Annotated in this window: 10 protein-coding genes; 3 read left to right on the forward strand and 7 right to left on the reverse strand. The window is 67.7% G+C overall.

Annotation, left to right across the window (positions count from 1 at the left end; all coding sequences use genetic code 11):
- Window positions 1–15 precede the first annotated feature (15 nt).
- From ACIPXZ_RS14525 to ACIPXZ_RS14540, 4 genes are all read right to left on the reverse strand, one after another.
- Complete coding sequence (locus ACIPXZ_RS14525) at window positions 16–1,116, reverse strand: ABC transporter ATP-binding protein (protein ID WP_400595529.1); 1,101 nt, start codon at window positions 1,114–1,116, stop codon at window positions 16–18.
- A complete protein-coding gene (locus tag ACIPXZ_RS14530) occupies window positions 1,113–2,573 on the reverse strand; it encodes an ABC transporter permease (protein ID WP_400595699.1) in 1,461 nt (486 codons plus the stop codon). The genes ACIPXZ_RS14525 and ACIPXZ_RS14530 overlap by 4 nt, the downstream gene beginning before the upstream one ends.
- Before the next feature lie 127 nt (window positions 2,574–2,700).
- Window positions 2,701–3,750 carry an iron ABC transporter substrate-binding protein gene (locus ACIPXZ_RS14535; protein ID WP_400595531.1) on the reverse strand — a complete coding sequence of 350 codons (1,050 nt, stop codon included), beginning with the start codon at window positions 3,748–3,750 and terminating at the stop codon, window positions 2,701–2,703.
- A gap of 135 nt (window positions 3,751–3,885) precedes the next feature.
- A complete protein-coding gene (locus ACIPXZ_RS14540) occupies window positions 3,886–4,941 on the reverse strand; it encodes a glycoside hydrolase family 76 protein (RefSeq protein ID WP_400595533.1) in 1,056 nt (351 codons plus the stop codon).
- A gap of 154 nt (window positions 4,942–5,095) precedes the next feature.
- Between ACIPXZ_RS14540 and ACIPXZ_RS14545 the strand changes: the two genes are divergently transcribed.
- Window positions 5,096–6,277, forward strand: coding sequence for an acyl-CoA dehydrogenase family protein (locus ACIPXZ_RS14545; RefSeq protein ID WP_400595701.1), 1,182 nt, complete (start codon window positions 5,096–5,098; stop codon window positions 6,275–6,277).
- A gap of 12 nt (window positions 6,278–6,289) precedes the next feature.
- Here the strand turns inward: ACIPXZ_RS14545 and ACIPXZ_RS14550 are convergent, their stop codons facing one another.
- Together ACIPXZ_RS14550 and ACIPXZ_RS14555 are read right to left on the reverse strand one after the other, a co-directional pair.
- Complete coding sequence (locus tag ACIPXZ_RS14550) at window positions 6,290–7,144, reverse strand: DUF1684 domain-containing protein (RefSeq protein ID WP_400595535.1); 855 nt, start codon at window positions 7,142–7,144, stop codon at window positions 6,290–6,292.
- A 210-nt stretch (window positions 7,145–7,354) separates the two neighbouring features.
- A complete protein-coding gene (locus ACIPXZ_RS14555) occupies window positions 7,355–8,104 on the reverse strand; it encodes a hypothetical protein (protein WP_400595537.1) in 750 nt (249 codons plus the stop codon).
- Between the two features lie 221 nt (window positions 8,105–8,325).
- Between ACIPXZ_RS14555 and ACIPXZ_RS14560 the strand changes: the two genes are divergently transcribed.
- Both ACIPXZ_RS14560 and ppc read left to right on the forward strand, forming a co-directional pair.
- Window positions 8,326–9,858: a sigma-70 family RNA polymerase sigma factor gene (locus tag ACIPXZ_RS14560; RefSeq protein WP_400595539.1), complete on the forward strand. Its 1,533-nt coding sequence runs from the start codon at window positions 8,326–8,328 to the stop codon at window positions 9,856–9,858.
- A 140-nt stretch (window positions 9,859–9,998) separates the two neighbouring features.
- On the forward strand, window positions 9,999–12,848 hold the full coding sequence (gene ppc / locus ACIPXZ_RS14565) for a phosphoenolpyruvate carboxylase (RefSeq protein WP_400595541.1): 2,850 nt from the start codon (window positions 9,999–10,001) through the stop codon (window positions 12,846–12,848).
- 461 nt (window positions 12,849–13,309) lie between these two features.
- Here the strand turns inward: ppc and ACIPXZ_RS14570 are convergent, their stop codons facing one another.
- Complete coding sequence (locus ACIPXZ_RS14570; RefSeq protein WP_400595543.1) at window positions 13,310–14,182, reverse strand: VTT domain-containing protein; 873 nt, start codon at window positions 14,180–14,182, stop codon at window positions 13,310–13,312.
- Window positions 14,183–14,219: the final 37 nt, after the last annotated feature.

A 14,219-nucleotide genomic window follows, 5' to 3' on the forward strand; every position in this document is an offset into this window, starting at 1 on the left:
TGCAGGGGCGGAAGGTCAGGCCGACGGGAACGCGACGGCTTCGCCGACCACGCGCAGCCTGAGTTCGGTGCCGGGGCGGGCGATGGCCGCGTTCCAGTGGCGGATGCTGATCACCTCGCCGCCTTCCGGCAGCAGCAGGCGGACGGTGGTCTCCGGTCCGAAATAGTCGGTGTCCAGCACGGTGCCGCGGATGGGGCCGTCCTCGGTGATGCGGATCTGTTCCGGCCGCAGCATGACCACCACCTTGCCCTGCGCCGGAGGCCGGCGGACCGGGATGGCGCCCAGCGAACAGGTGGCCAGGGAGCCCTCCAGCCAGGCGTCCAGGATGACGGCATCGCCCAGGAATTCGGCGGTCGCGCGGTCCGCCGGACGGGTGTAGACGACGAACGGATTGCCCACCTGGGCGAGCTTTCCCGCCCGCATGATGGCCACCTGATCGGCAAAGGACAGGGCCTCGGCCTGGTCGTGGGTCACCAGGATGGTGGTCACCCCGGCCTCTTTGAGCACCTCGGCGACGGAACGGCGAGTGGCGACGCGTAGTCCGGCGTCGAGCGCCGAGAACGGCTCATCCAGCAGCATCAGCTGCGGCTCGTGGGCCAGCGCCCGGGCGATCGCCACGCGCTGCTGCTGCCCGCCGGAGATCTCGTGCGGACGACGGCGGGCGTAGTCCGGGTCCAGCCGCACCATGGTCATGAGTTCGGCCACCCGCTCGCGACGCTGGGCGCGCGGCAGGTGACGGAGGGAGAATGCGATGTTCTGGCCGACGCTCAGATGCGGGAACAGTGCACCGTCCTGGGCCACGTAGCCGATCTGGCGGCGGTGTGCGGGCACCCAGGCGCCCGGTCCCGCCACCTTCTCGCCGTTCAGGGCGAGACTCCCGGTGGTGGGTGCCTCGAAGCCCGCGATGATGCGCAGGAGGGTCGTCTTGCCGGAGCCTGAGGGGCCGACGATGGCGGTGGTGCCACCCCGCCGGACGCTCAGGTCGATGCCCTTGAGCACGGCCTGCTGTCCGAAGTCCTTGGTCAGGCTCTCCAACACGAGATGGCTGTCCGTGGTGGGTGCGACGCTGGGCGACACCGTGGGGGCCGGGAGCCGCGAGGGGACTGGTTCTGTCACTGTCCGACTGCTTTCTTGGACTGCTGCAGGAGAAGGTAGGTCATGGGTGCTGAAAGCACGATCAGGGTGAAGGCGTATGGTGCGGCCGCGGCGTAGTCGATGGAACTGCTGTAGGACCAGAAGTAGGTCGCCAGGGTCGAGGTGCCGTTGGGGGAGAGGAGCAGGGTGGCGGTCAGTTCATTCGTGATGGCGAGGAACACCAGGGCGGCGCCACTGGCTGCGGCCGGTGCGCTCAGCGGCAGAGTCACCCGCAGGAAGGCCCGGAACGGGGAGACCCCGAGAGCCTGCGCCGCCTCGTCGAGCTGTTTCGGAGCCTGGGACAGCCCGGCCCGGAGGTTCACGAGCGCGCGCGGCATGAACAGCAGGACGTAGGCGGCGATCAGCACGGCATTGCTCTGATACAGGCCTGGCGCCAGGCGGATGGAGACCGTCACGAAGGCGAGGCCGACCACGATGCCGGGCATGGAACTGGTCACGTAGTTGGACAGCTCCAGGGCCTTGCTGAACCAATTCGGGCGGCGGACTGCAAGATAGGCCAGCGGGAAGGCCGCCACGATGGTGACCAGCGAGCCGGCCAGGCCGTAGCCCAGAGTCTGGACGAGGGACGGGAGATACTCCGAAAGGTCCCAGATGGCGGTGCCGCCGATCACCATCCAGCGGATCACGAACCAGAGCGGGAAGAACAGGGCCAGGGCGGTCAACGCAAGCAGGAACAGCTGGGAGGGGAGCTGATACAGGCCGAGGCGCAGGGTGGCCGGCGACGCCTGGACTCCTGAACCGATCCGGGCATAGCGGGCCGAGCCCCGGCTGCGGACCTCCACGAGCAGCAGGACCAGGCAGGCGAGCACCAGGACGGAGGCCAGCATATTGCCCGCCTGGCCATTGAAGGTCGAGCGGAACTGTTCCATGATCGCCGTCGTGAAGGTGTCGAATCGGATCATGGCGAATGCGCCGTATTCGGCCAGCAGATGCAGGGCCACCAGCAAGCCGCCGCCCGTGAGCGCGATCCGTAGTTGAGGCAGAACCACGCGGAAGAACACCGCCCAGGGGCCGAGCCCGAGTGCCGCCGCGGATTGCTCGATGGCTGGATCCAGGCGGCTCAGGGTGGCCGCGGCCGGGATGTAGGTCAACGGGAAGTAGGACAGCGTGGCGATCAGGACACCCGAACCGAGGCCGGCCATGGACGGGACGGCGGAGACCCAGGCGTAGCTGTTCACGAAGGCCGGGACCGCGAGCGGCGCGGCGAGCAGCACGGCCCAGATCTTGCGGCCGCGCAGCGAGGTGCGCTCCACCAGCCAGGCGGCGGCCACCCCGAGCACCAGGCAGACCGGGACGGTGCAGACCACCAGCCAGAAGGTGTTGCCGAGCAGTTCCAGGACTCTGGGCCGGAAGATCAGGGCGGAGGCGGTACTCCAGCCCGTGGACACCGTCATGTATGCGACGTAGCCCAGGGGCATGAGGGCGAAGAGCGCCACGAGGGTGGCGATGACGGTCAGCCCGGGAACGCCGGAAGGCCGGCCAGGGTGTGATCCCCGGCCGGCCTGGGCGCCGGAGGCGCCTCGGTCGAGCAGTGTTGGCAAGGCCTTAGAGCAGTCCCGCCTGGGTCATCAGATCGGTGACCTTGGGCGAGTTGAGTTTGGCGGCGTCCACATCGGGAGCCTGGAGGTCCTTGAGCGGAACCAGTTCCTTGTTGGCCGCGACCTCGGAACCCACCGGGTATTCGAAGGACGAGCCGGTCTGCAGGATCTGCTGGCCCTTCTTGCCCGTCACGAACTTGAGGAACTCCTGCGCCTGGGCCGAGTGCTTGGAGGACTTCAGCACGCCGCCGCCGGAGATCGAGACGAAGGCGCCGGGATCCTGGTTCTTGAAGTAGTGCAGGGCGACGTTCTTGGAGTTCTCACCGGTCTTGGCTTGATCGCCGAACCAGTAGTAGTGGTAGATCACGGCCATGTCGACTTCGCCGGCGTTGACCGCCTTCATCGCGGTGCTGTTGCCCTTGTAGGCCTTGGAGTTGTCCTTCATCGCCTTGAGCCAGTCGAGCGTTGCGCTCTCGCCCTTGAGCTCCAGCATGGCCGAGACGATGGCCTGGAAGTCGGCTCCGGACGGGGAGGCGGCCCAGCGGCCCTTCCAGGCGGGCTGCGAAAGGTCCATGAGGGACTTGGGCAGATCGGCTTCCTTGACCTTGTCCTTGTTGTACGCCAGCACGGTGGAACGGGCGGCGATGCCCGTCCACTTGCCGGTGGACGGACGGAAGTTCGCGGGAACCTGGTCCTGGGTCGCCTTGTCGATATCGGCGAAAAGGCCCGCGTTCTCCACCTGGGTCATCGCCGGTGAGTTCTCCGTGAGGAACACGTCCGCCGGGGAGGCTGCGCCCTCCTGGATGATCTGGTTCGACAATTCCGAGTCGTCACCGTTGCGGAGCGTGACCTTGATGCCGGTCTCCTTGGTGAACTCGTCCACCCATTCCTTCGTCAGCGACTCGTGCTGAGCGTTGTAAACGGTGATGCCGTCCCCGGATCCGCCGTTGCCGGCTGCCGAGCCGGAGGGGGCGGGGGAGCCGCTGCAGGCGCTCAGGCCGAGGGCGGCGCTGGCGAGCAGGGCGAGGCCGGCAAGAGCGGGCTTACGCTTCAGCATGGATGTCCTTCGTGAAAATTCCGGGGAGGGCAGCCCGCAGAGGGCTACGCCTCGACTTTAGGTTAGGCGTCCCTAAGGGGTCGTCCGTTAAGGCTTAAGTGTGAGACAAATCACAGTCAATGCGTCATGAAAGATTTATCTAATTTCCTGCGGAAGTGTCGCGGCGGCTTCCAGGGTCATCCACGCCTGAAGCTGCGAGGAAAGCTCGACGACGGCGCCGCTCTGGCTGGCGTCTTCGGCTGCATCGGTGTGGCGCGGGAAGATCCACTCGCCTGCAGCGCCTCGCCGGCCCGACCAGAACGCGTCCGCACTGGCCTCGACGAGTGTGGATGCCGTGCTGCGCGCCGTCGTCGTCAGCCTGCCGTCCCGGGCGGCGAGCGCGAGGTATCGGGCGAGGATGCCGGTGAAGAGGCCGCCGTCGCCCGGCCCGTGGGTCTTGAGGCTGCCGTCGTCGTGACTGAGGTGCGCCGCTACCGCGAGGACGAGCGACTCCGCCCGGTCCAGGTCCTCCTCCGAGCCGAGGGCCAGGTAACTGCCGAGGACCGGGCCCTGGTTGTAGCTGTACACCTCCCGGGCCACCGTGGTGCTCCCGTCGCGGTGCAGGTGGATGCCGTCGAGGAACAGGCCGGCGTCCGGGTCCAGCAGATGGTGGTCGAGCCAGCGGACCAGGGCCGAGGCGCGCTCGACGTCGCCGCCGCGTGCGAAATAGAGGGAGACCGGGGCGGTGGCGGGGGTGTTCTTGAAGTCCCGGGCGCTGCTCCAGTAGCTTCCACCACCCAGTTCCTCGGTGCTGGCGAGAATGAGCCGCCGGGTGATCGCGCGATGCAGGGCGCCGAGCCTTCGCACCTCCGGATCGAGAGCTTCGAGCCGCTGGGCGGCCAAGCCGAGCCAGGCCATGTCGTCCGTATAGGAGTTCACATAGCGGAAGGCGTTGTGCAGGCGGATGGAGCGGATGACCCGGCGGGCCAGGCGGGCGTGGGATCCCTGGGGTTCCTTGGTGCGCAGCGCGGCGTCGACCAGCGCGTCCACATAGTGCGCCTGCCACCAGTAGTGCCATGGGCCGAGCTCGCTCAAGGCCCGGCTCGGCGCCTTGATCCGGCCCAGGTGGGTGCCTGGCAGGCCGGCCAGGCGCCGCCCGTGCCGGGCGATGACGGAGGCGGCGGCCTGTGCCGCCCGCTGCTGTGCATCCATGGGCCTCAGAGTAGTGGAGCGGGGTGTTCCATGCCTGGCGGGGAATGTGATTTAGTTAACATGCATTAACGCAATCGGCCCACCGGCCGGACGTGATGCCAAGACCAGGAGGGTGCCCGGTCGATCACGGGGCGCCAGGAAGGCCGTCGTGACCATGGAGCCGTTGACCCGCGAGTTGCCCACCGCCGATTTCTACGGGGTGGAGGATCTCCTCAGCGATCGCGAGCGTGGGAAGCTCGCCGAGGTGCGTGACTTTCTCGATGCCGAGATCCGTCCGCACGCGGCTGCCTGGTGGGACGCCGCCGAGTTCCCCTTCCAGATCCTGCCGAAGCTGGCCGCATTGGAGATCGGAACGCCGGTGCGCCGCGGCTACAGCCACCTCTTCACCGGCCTGCTGATCGCCGAACTCAGCCGGGCCGATGTCTCGCTGGCGACCTTCTTCATGGTCCACCATGACCTCTTCGTGGAGTCGTTGCACCGCTTCGGTTCGGCGGAACAGCGCGCGCGATTGCTCGATGACGCGGCGTCGCTGCGTACGACCGGCGCCTTCGCACTGACCGAACCGGACCACGGTTCGGACGTGGCGCGAGGCCTGGCCACCACCGCCGTGCGGGATGGCGACGAGTGGGTCCTCAACGGCTCCAAGCGCTGGATCGGCAACGGGACATTCTGCGACCACATGCTGCTCTGGGCCCGGGACGAGACCCCGGGTTCGGTGGGAGCCATCCGGGGGTTCATCGTCGCCGGAGACCTGCCGGGGCTCAAACGCACCCGCATCGAGGGGAAGACGGCTCTGCGCACCGTGCAGAACGCCGACATCGAGTTGCACGGCGTCCGGGTCCCCGAAGAGGACCGCTTCGCCGGCATCGCCAGCTTCGCCGACACCAATGAACTCCTGCGTGGCTCGCGTGCTCTCGTCGCGTGGCAAGCGGTAGGCCAGCAGCTCGCGGCATTCGACGTCGCCCGGTCCTACGCCGTGCAGCGCCGCCAGTTCGGCAAGCCGATCGGGTCATTCCAGATGGTCCAGGACCGTCTCGTCAGGATCCTCGGCAATGCCGTCTCCGGCGCGACGATGATGACCCGGGTCGCTCAGCTCGAGGAACGTGGCCTGGCAGGCATGCCCCAGATCGCCCTGGCCAAGGCGCACATCACCTCGGCCATGCGGGAGTCCGTCGGGCATGCGCGTGCGGTGCTCGGAGGCAATGGGATCGTCACCGGTTTCGGCGCCGCCAAGGTCTTCGCGGATGCCGAGGCGATCTACACCTATGAAGGCAGCTACGAGGTCAACACCCTGATCGTCGGGCGGGAGATCACCGGGGTCTCCGCCATCCACTGAGCGGGCCGCGTCTCAGCGCGGCTTGCGTTCTCCGGCCTCGACCGGCACGGGCAGAGCGTTCCCTGGGACGGGCGCGGGGCAGGTGCCGAAGTCGGTGAAGGCGCTCGGATAGTTGATGGTGCGGTTGAAATCGAGCACCACGCTGCCATCCGGCCTCGGGCGGGCGGTGGCGAGCTTGCGCCACTCATCGGTGCTCTCGCCGTTGCTCGCGTCGTGGAACGTGATCACCAGGGCGCCGAGCTTCTCCTCCTCGGCCTGCAGGCGATATTCGGTTTCCGAGCCGGGGAGGGTGAAGGCCACTTCCCCCACCGAGCGGTGCACAGCATCCACGAGCGGATTGGCCGTGGAGATGGGGACATCGCGCGGTTCCGGGTACGGCTCATAGTGGGCCGTCACGGCGAGCTCGGGACGGTAGTCGAAGACTGGCACGCCGGAGAATCCCGTATAGACGGGGGACGCGTCGTCGCGCGTGCGGATCGCGTAGCGGCCACCCCGGACGGCGAGTTCCACCGCCACCTGGCGGCCGTCGTCGCCCCCGAACTGGACCCACAGGAGCGAATCATCTGGTGCGACCACCGCGCTCACCGTGCCGACGACGGCGGGCGGGGCCGCGCCGTCGTCCGAATCGGCCACCATTGAGAGGCCGTCCTGCGCGGTGACGGTGACGAAAGCGCTCACCCCATCGGTCCACCACAGACCGGGAAGGCCCTCCAGTGAGCTGGGCTGCTCAGGCAGCCAGTGGAAGGACGTCAGTGTCAGCCAGCCGTGCGGGCTCGCCAGGGCTGCGTTGCGGTTGTCCCGGAAACGTTGCCAGCGCTGAAGCTGAGGGTCGGTGACAGGCGGGGAGGGAATGGGGTTGGACGACATCGTGGTTCCTCCTAATAGAGAACTCACCTTCTCTAACCACGATGTCGTCCACCCCATTCCCCGCATGAATCCCGGCTGGATGGCTCCGCCGGGAGGCTTTAAGTGGGTGGCACCGTGGCGGACCACGGTGCCAGCTCCGGAACGATGGGGGCGTGCCCCGGAGACTCCCGGTCAGTTAGTACCGGGGATCCGGGGAACGTGACGCGGGTTTCAGGAAATTTTTTTGCGGGCTTCCGCAGTGGGCGGAATCGGCTCGTTCTGGGTCGCACGGTGCTGAGTCAGAACCACGGGGCGCAATACGCCGTCGCGGAGTGCTTCGAGAGCGCCCCGGCAGCTGTCCAGCCGCTGCTGCGACTCGGGGGAGTCCTGCACGAGCACGGCCACTGCTCCCGGCAGATGCGCGGCGCACGGGCCGTGGCCGAGAGTCCGCCGGACGCAGTCCCCGAGTTCGGCGAGGAGGGCCCAGCCGAGCCGTGCCGGTTCCGGGGCGTCGGCTTGCAGGGTGAAGCGGGCCACCAGCATTTCGGCCGCCTGTTCGGCGTCGTCCTGCAGCAGTTCCTGCAGGCGATGCTGGAAGTGGGCTGAGGTGAACAGGCCTGTCGCGATGTCCACGCAGCCCAGCTCGGCGACGGACTGCACGCCCTCAGCCCAGGCGGCGGCGAGCGCGGACACGACGTCGAATTCCGGGGCGATGCCGACCGTCTCGTAGAGAGAGTGCAGATCCTGCAGGGTCTCCTGAATGCCGACCCCGGCCTCTGCCCGGGCCAGGCCGAGCTCAGCCGCCAGCGCGGAGGAGAGAGTGGGGGACCCGCTCAGTTCCCGGGCCACGGCCGTCACCGGCGCGAGATCCCAGTCAGCGGGGTGCCGCCAGCCGTCCTGGACGCTGGCATCCCGCCAAGCGGTCACAAGACGGTCCCAGGACTCGCCGTCCTTGTCGCCTTCTGGCCCGGGCCGGTGCATGCTGACGCCTCCCTTGCCTTGGGGTCCCCTTTGAGCTTGCTTCACGTAAACTTTAGTGTGCGAGGCAGGCCGATCGTGACGGAAGAATGGGCCTGCGGTGAGAAGGATCACGACGCCGAAAATTCGGGAGGGGTTTTCGCGTCACGAAAACAAGACTGAGGCCACTTAACGCTATTGGGGATGGCTTCAGGCGATTCCGGTCTTGTGTATGGGGGGTCCGTGTGTCCGACGACGCACTTGTGAGTGATGGTGAGCTGTGTCTGCTCGTCCGTGAAGGCGACGCGGATGCGTTCGGCGTGCTCTATGAACGTCACGCGCCTTTGGCCAAGGCGATCGCCCGCCAGAGCGTCGACAACGAGAACGACGCCGAAGACGTCGTCTCGGACGCCTTCCAGGCGGTCCTGACGAAGCTGCGCGATGGCGACGGTCCGGACACCTTCTTCCGTGCCTATCTGCTCCAGGTGGTCCGGCGTACCGCCTACGCCCGGAACCGAAGCGCGAGCCGCGCCCTGCCGACGGGTGATCAGCAGAGCCTCGACCGTTCGGAGACTTTCGACGATCCCGCCATCGGCGAGTTCGAGAACCTGGCCACGGCGAAGGCTTTCCGCGCGCTGCCGCAGCGCTGGCAGGAGGTGCTCTGGTACCTCGACGTGGAAGGTCAGAAGCCGGGCGCGGTGGCTCCCGTCATGGGCCTCGCCCCCAATGCCGTCTCGGCCCTGGCGGTCCGTGCCCGTGACGCCCTGCGCCGTGAATACCTGCAGGCGCACGTATCCGAGGACGTCCCGGAGAGGTGCCGTCCGTACGCGGACAAGCTGGGCGGGTATGTGCACGGAAACCTTTCCACCCGGGCTGAGCGCAAGGTCCGCGAACACCTTGACGAATGTGCCCGCTGCACCGCGATCGTGGTCGAGCTGGGTGACGTCGGCGCGTCCATGAAGGCCGTTCTGCTGCCGCTCGTGATCGGGATCGGCCCTGCCGCCTGGTGGCTCAGCTCCGCCGGCCAGGGTGCAGTGCTGAGTTCGCTGAGCGGGGTTCCGGCGGCTACGGGACTCCTTGCCGGAGGTGCTGCGTCATCCTCGGCGTCCTCGGCTGCGTCTTCAGGGGGCACGGCCACCGGAGCGGCGGGCGGTGCGGCCGCGGCCGGCGCCGGCGTTGTCGGGTCGGTGGCTGCGGTCGCCGCCGCGGCCGTCGTCGCCGTCGGTCTGGTCCTGGCACCGTCCATCGCCGCCAGCTGGCGCCAGCAGGCCCCCGCCGCAGCGCCGGCCCCCACCGCGTCCGACCCAGCCTCCCCGTTCTCCGACGGTGCAGCGGCGACCCCCTCGGCGTCGTCGTCCGCGCCCGCGAAGTCTTCCAAGCCGTCGGTGACGCTGGCACCTTCCCAGTCTCAACAGACGGTGATGATTCCCCAGCCGCCGGTGATTCTGCCGTGGGCTCCGCCGATCGCATCGGTTCCTCTCCCGGCCAGGCCGGTGCCGTCGACGCCGGCGAGCACCGCCTCGCCCAGCAGCACTCCGACTCCCAGTCGTACGGCCACGCCGTCGCCCTCGGTGACCCCCACGACCACGGGGAGCCCGAGCCCGTCGGTGACCACGGCGACCGTCCCGCCATCACCGACGGAGACGGCCACGCCCACCCCGACCGTGACGACGGCGACCGTTCCGCCGACGGAGACTGCGACCCCCACGCCGTCACCGACCGTGACGCCGTGCCAGCCGTGGTGGCACCCGAACTGTTGGTTCCCGCCTAAACCGTGATCCGGCCCGGCACCGGCCGGATGACATGAAGTTCCCCTGCGGGTGGGCTGCGGGTAAGATCCCTACTCAACCACTAGGTAATCTGGCTCACAGTATCCAGCGACGTGTACTGGCCGTCCCCACACCACAAGGAACCGCCCATGCCGTTGAACGCCCCTGTGCCCTCGTCCCCTGACGGAGCCGTCCCGGAACCCGGCGAGGAACTCGCCGCCGAGCTGCGGGCCGACGTCCGCCGGGTCTCCACGCTCCTCGGCCAATCCCTGGTGCGACAGCACGGTCCGGAGCTGCTCAAGCTGGTCGAGCAGGTGCGCCTGCTGACCAAGGAATCGCAGGAGGCCGCCCGAGGACTCGGCGAGGCCACCGGCCCGTGGGCCGCGCACGACGTCGCGCAACAGGTCCGCGAGCTGCTCGCCTCCCTGCCGCTGGAGGACGCGACCCGCCTGGTGCGGGCCTTCGCCTTCTACTTCCACCTCGCCAACGCGGCCGAACAGGTCCACCGGGTCCGAGGCCTGCGGAGCCGCGAGGAGAAGGACGGCTGGCTGGCCCAGGCCGTCAGCCGGATCGCCGAGCAGGCGGGTCCGGAAGCCCTCCAGGACCTGGCGAACGAACTCGACGTCCGCCCGGTGTTCACGGCCCACCCCACGGAGGCCTCGCGACGGTCCGTGCTGGACAAGCTGCGCGCCATCTGCGACGTGCTCGCGGAGCCCAGCGAGGAAGGGACCTCAGCACGGAGCCGGCAGGACCGCCGTCTCTCGGAGATCATCGACCAGATGTGGCAGACCGATGAACTCCGGCAGGTGCGTCCCACCCCGATCGACGAGGCCCGCAACGCGATCTACTATCTGGGGAACATTCTCACCGGTGCCATGCCCGATGTGATGGACGAACTCGGCGGGCTCCTCGCCGAACACGGGGTCAGGCTGCCGAACGAGGCTGCGCCCATCCGCTTCGGTTCCTGGATCGGCGGCGACCGGGACGGCAATCCGAACGTCACGGCCGACGTCACGCGGGAGATCCTTCAGATCCAGAATCAGAACGCCATCAGGATCGTCATCACTCTGCTGGACGAACTGATCTCGGTTCTGTCCAATTCCACCGCCCTGGCCGGCGCGAGCGACGAGCTGCAGGCGTCCTTGCGGGAGGATCTTCGTAGGCTCCCGGGACTCGACAAGCGTGTGCTGGAACTCAATGCCCAGGAGCCGTACCGGCTCAAGCTGACCTGCATCAAGGCCAGGCTTCTGAACACCGGGCGGCGCATCGCCTCCGGCGGACCGCACGAGCCGGGACGCGACTACATCGGCACGTCGGCCGTGCTCGCCGATCTTCGGCTCATCGAGGAGTCGCTGCGGGCGCACTCCGCTTCTCTGGCCGCCGACGGCGCGCTCGCGCGGGTACAGCGGGCGGTCGCCTCCATCGGTTTGCAGCTGGCCACGCTGGACATCCGCGAGCATGCGGATCACCATCACGACGCCGTCGGACAGCTCTTCGACAGGCTCGGTGAGCTGGCACGCCCGTACGCCGAGCTGAGCAGGGCCGAGCGCTGGGATGTGCTGCGGGCCGAGCTGGCCTCGCATCGTCCGCTGTCCGGCCACCCGATCGTGCTCGACGGAACGGCTGACAACACCTACAACGTGTTCCGGGTGATCCGTCAGGCGCTCAAGGCATACGGTCCGGACGTCATCGAGACCTACATCGTGTCCATGACCAGGGGCGCCGACGATGTTCTCGCTCCGGCCGTGATCGCCCGGGAGGCGGGGCTTGTTCAGCTGCACGGGGAGAACCGGTACGCCAAGATCGGTTTCGCTCCGCTGCTGGAGACGGTGGACGAGCTGAGGGCATCCGCGGAGATCGTGGACCAGCTGCTGTCCGAACCGTCCTATCGCGAACTGGTCAGGCTGCGCGGTGATGTTCAGGAGATCATGCTGGGGTACTCGGATTCCAATAAGGAGTCGGGTGTCATGACCAGCCAGTGGGAGATCCACAAGACGCAGCGGAAGCTGCGGGACGTGGCGCTCAAACACGGCGTCCGCCTGCGTCTCTTCCACGGCCGGGGTGGCTCCGTGGGGCGCGGCGGCGGGCCGACGTACGATGCGATCCTGGCTCAGCCCAACGGTGTGCTGGAAGGCGAGATCAAGTTCACCGAACAGGGTGAGGTCATCAGCGACAAGTATTCGCTGCCCGAGCTGGCCCGCGAGAACCTGGAGCTCTCCCTTGCCGCCGTGATGCAGGGTTCTGCGCTGCACAGGGCGCCGCGCACCACCGAGGAGGAGCGGGAACGCTATGGGCAGGTCATGGACGTCATCTCGGACGAGGCCTTCGCCAGGTACCGCTCCCTGATCGACCATCCCGATCTGCCCGCCTACTTCCTGGCTTCGACACCGGTGGAGCAGCTGGGGCAGCTGAACATCGGGTCCAGGCCGTCCAAGCGCCCCGATTCCGGGGCTGGTCTGGGCGGGCTCCGGGCCATCCCATGGGTCTTCGGCTGGACACAGTCGCGGCAGATCGTGCCGGGCTGGTTCGGCGTGGGGTCCGGGCTCAAGGCGGCCCGGGAGGCCGGGCTGGAGAGTGAGCTGCGGCAGATGGCGCAGCACTGGAACTTCTTCGCCTCCGTGCTGTCCAACGTCGAGATGACCTTGGCGAAGACGGACATGGACATCGCCGGGCACTACGTGAACACCTTGGTGCCGCGGGAACTGCACCATCTCTTCGACGCGATCCGTGCCGAACATGACCTCACGGTCCGCGAGGTGGAGCGGCTGACCGGGGAGAACGAGTTGCTGGAGGCTCAGCCCACCCTGCAGCGTTCCCTGCGGGTACGGGAACAGTACCTGGATCCCATCAGCTACCTCCAGGTGGAGCTTCTGCGCCGGGTCCGGGAAGAGGACAAGGCAGCCCAGGGTGCCGGGAACTCTGAGATCGCGGAGACCCTGCAACGGGCCATGCTCATCACGATCAACGGAGTCGCCGCAGGCCTGCGCAACACCGGCTGAGCGGGTGTGCCGGTGGGCCCTGACCGCGGTGGGGCGGCCACTCCTGGCTGCGGTGCGGCATGGCCTGTCTTGTCCTGCCGCCGAGCTCGCTACTTCGGTGCGAACTCGCTCACTCAACGAGCGGGTTCGCACCGAAGTAGCGAGCTCACGGGTTTGCCGGGGTCGGAACAGCGAGTTGGTTGGTGAGCAGCGAGTTCAGGGGTCCGAGGGGAGCGAACTCGCTCGTTCCTTGCGAGATCGTGATCTTGATGAGCGAGTTGGCACGTGAGTAGCGGGTTCACGGGGTGTGCCTGGCTGGGTTCGCTGGTTTTGGGCTGTCCTGCTTGGGCCTGTGTTGTCCTGCTTGGGTCGGGGTCTGGACCCTGGTGAATTCGCTTCTTGGGTTCGTTACTTCGGTCGAGGTCGCTGGTTCCTTGCGAGATCGTGGTCTTGATGAGCGAGTTGGCACGCTGGTAGCGGGTTCAGCGGGGGTGGGAATCAGGATCACGGCCTGACTCAGAATCAGGGTCTGACTCCGGACCAAGGCCAGGCCTAGAATCAAGGTCTGACTCCGGACCAAGGCCAGGCCTAGAACCAGGGTCTGACTCTGGACCAAGGCCAGGCCCAGAATCAGGGTCTGACTCCGGACCAAGGCCAGGCCTGGAATCAGGGTCGGGCGCAGAATCACGACCAGGCTCAGAATCACGACCAGGCTCAGAACCACCGCCGAACTCGGAACCAGAACCAGGGTCAGGACCATCTTGCGGGCTGCGACGACGGCGACGCCAGGTCACGATCACACCCAGCACCGAGCCGACCACCACGCCTACGCCCAGCCCCAAGAGGGAACTGGCCCAGAACGGCAAGCGGGTCGTCTGGCCTGTGACGTAGCCGAGCCCCACCATCCAGACGGACCAGAGCACGCTGCCCGCGGCCGAACATGCGGCGAAGGTACGGGTCCGGATCCCGGCGATGCCCGCACCGGCGGAGAGCGCCAGGCGTCCCCCTGGCAGGAACCTCAGCCCGATGATGGCTCCATAGGTAGGAGTCCGCCCTGCCCTGGACAAGGCCCGCCGGATTCCGCGGTGGACGGCGGCCGTGACCGTCCAGCGGTCCATGAGGTGACTCAGGCGGCGCTTGAACAGCAGGAAGAGCCCGAGTTCCCCGAGGAATGACCCGAGTGCAGCCAGGATCAGCGCCAAGGGCGCAGAGCAATGACCCTCGGCGGCCAGGGCTCCCGCAGTGATGACCAGCGCTTCGGACGGCAGAGGAGGGAAAACGGTGTCCGCCATGACCAGAGGCACGATCCACCAGTAGAGCGCGGTGCTCCATGTGGTGGGGTCGTTGATGTCCATGGGAGAACGCTACGACACAGGGTGGCTCACGGCATCG

The organism is Arthrobacter sp. NPDC090010 (assembly GCF_044748305.1).
In the GTDB taxonomy this organism is placed as follows: domain Bacteria; phylum Actinomycetota; class Actinomycetes; order Actinomycetales; family Micrococcaceae; genus Arthrobacter_E.

Excerpts from the sequence above, each read along its gene's own strand:
- ACIPXZ_RS14530 (WP_400595699.1), bottom strand. The coding sequence starts at position 2,573 with ATGCCCCTGGGCTACGTCGCATACATGACGGTGTCCACGGGCTGGAGT.
- ACIPXZ_RS14535 (WP_400595531.1), bottom strand. The coding sequence starts at position 3,750 with ATGCTGAAGCGTAAGCCCGCTCTTGCCGGCCTCGCCCTGCTCGCCAGC.
- ACIPXZ_RS14540 (WP_400595533.1), bottom strand. The coding sequence starts at position 4,941 with ATGGATGCACAGCAGCGGGCGGCACAGGCCGCCGCCTCCGTCATCGCC.
- ACIPXZ_RS14545 (WP_400595701.1), top strand. The coding sequence starts at position 5,096 with ATGGAGCCGTTGACCCGCGAGTTGCCCACCGCCGATTTCTACGGGGTG.
- ACIPXZ_RS14550 (WP_400595535.1), bottom strand. The coding sequence starts at position 7,144 with ATGTCGTCCAACCCCATTCCCTCCCCGCCTGTCACCGACCCTCAGCTT.
- ACIPXZ_RS14555 (WP_400595537.1), bottom strand. The coding sequence starts at position 8,104 with ATGCACCGGCCCGGGCCAGAAGGCGACAAGGACGGCGAGTCCTGGGAC.
- ppc (WP_400595541.1), top strand. The coding sequence starts at position 9,999 with ATGCCGTTGAACGCCCCTGTGCCCTCGTCCCCTGACGGAGCCGTCCCG.
- ACIPXZ_RS14570 (WP_400595543.1), bottom strand. The coding sequence starts at position 14,182 with ATGGACATCAACGACCCCACCACATGGAGCACCGCGCTCTACTGGTGG.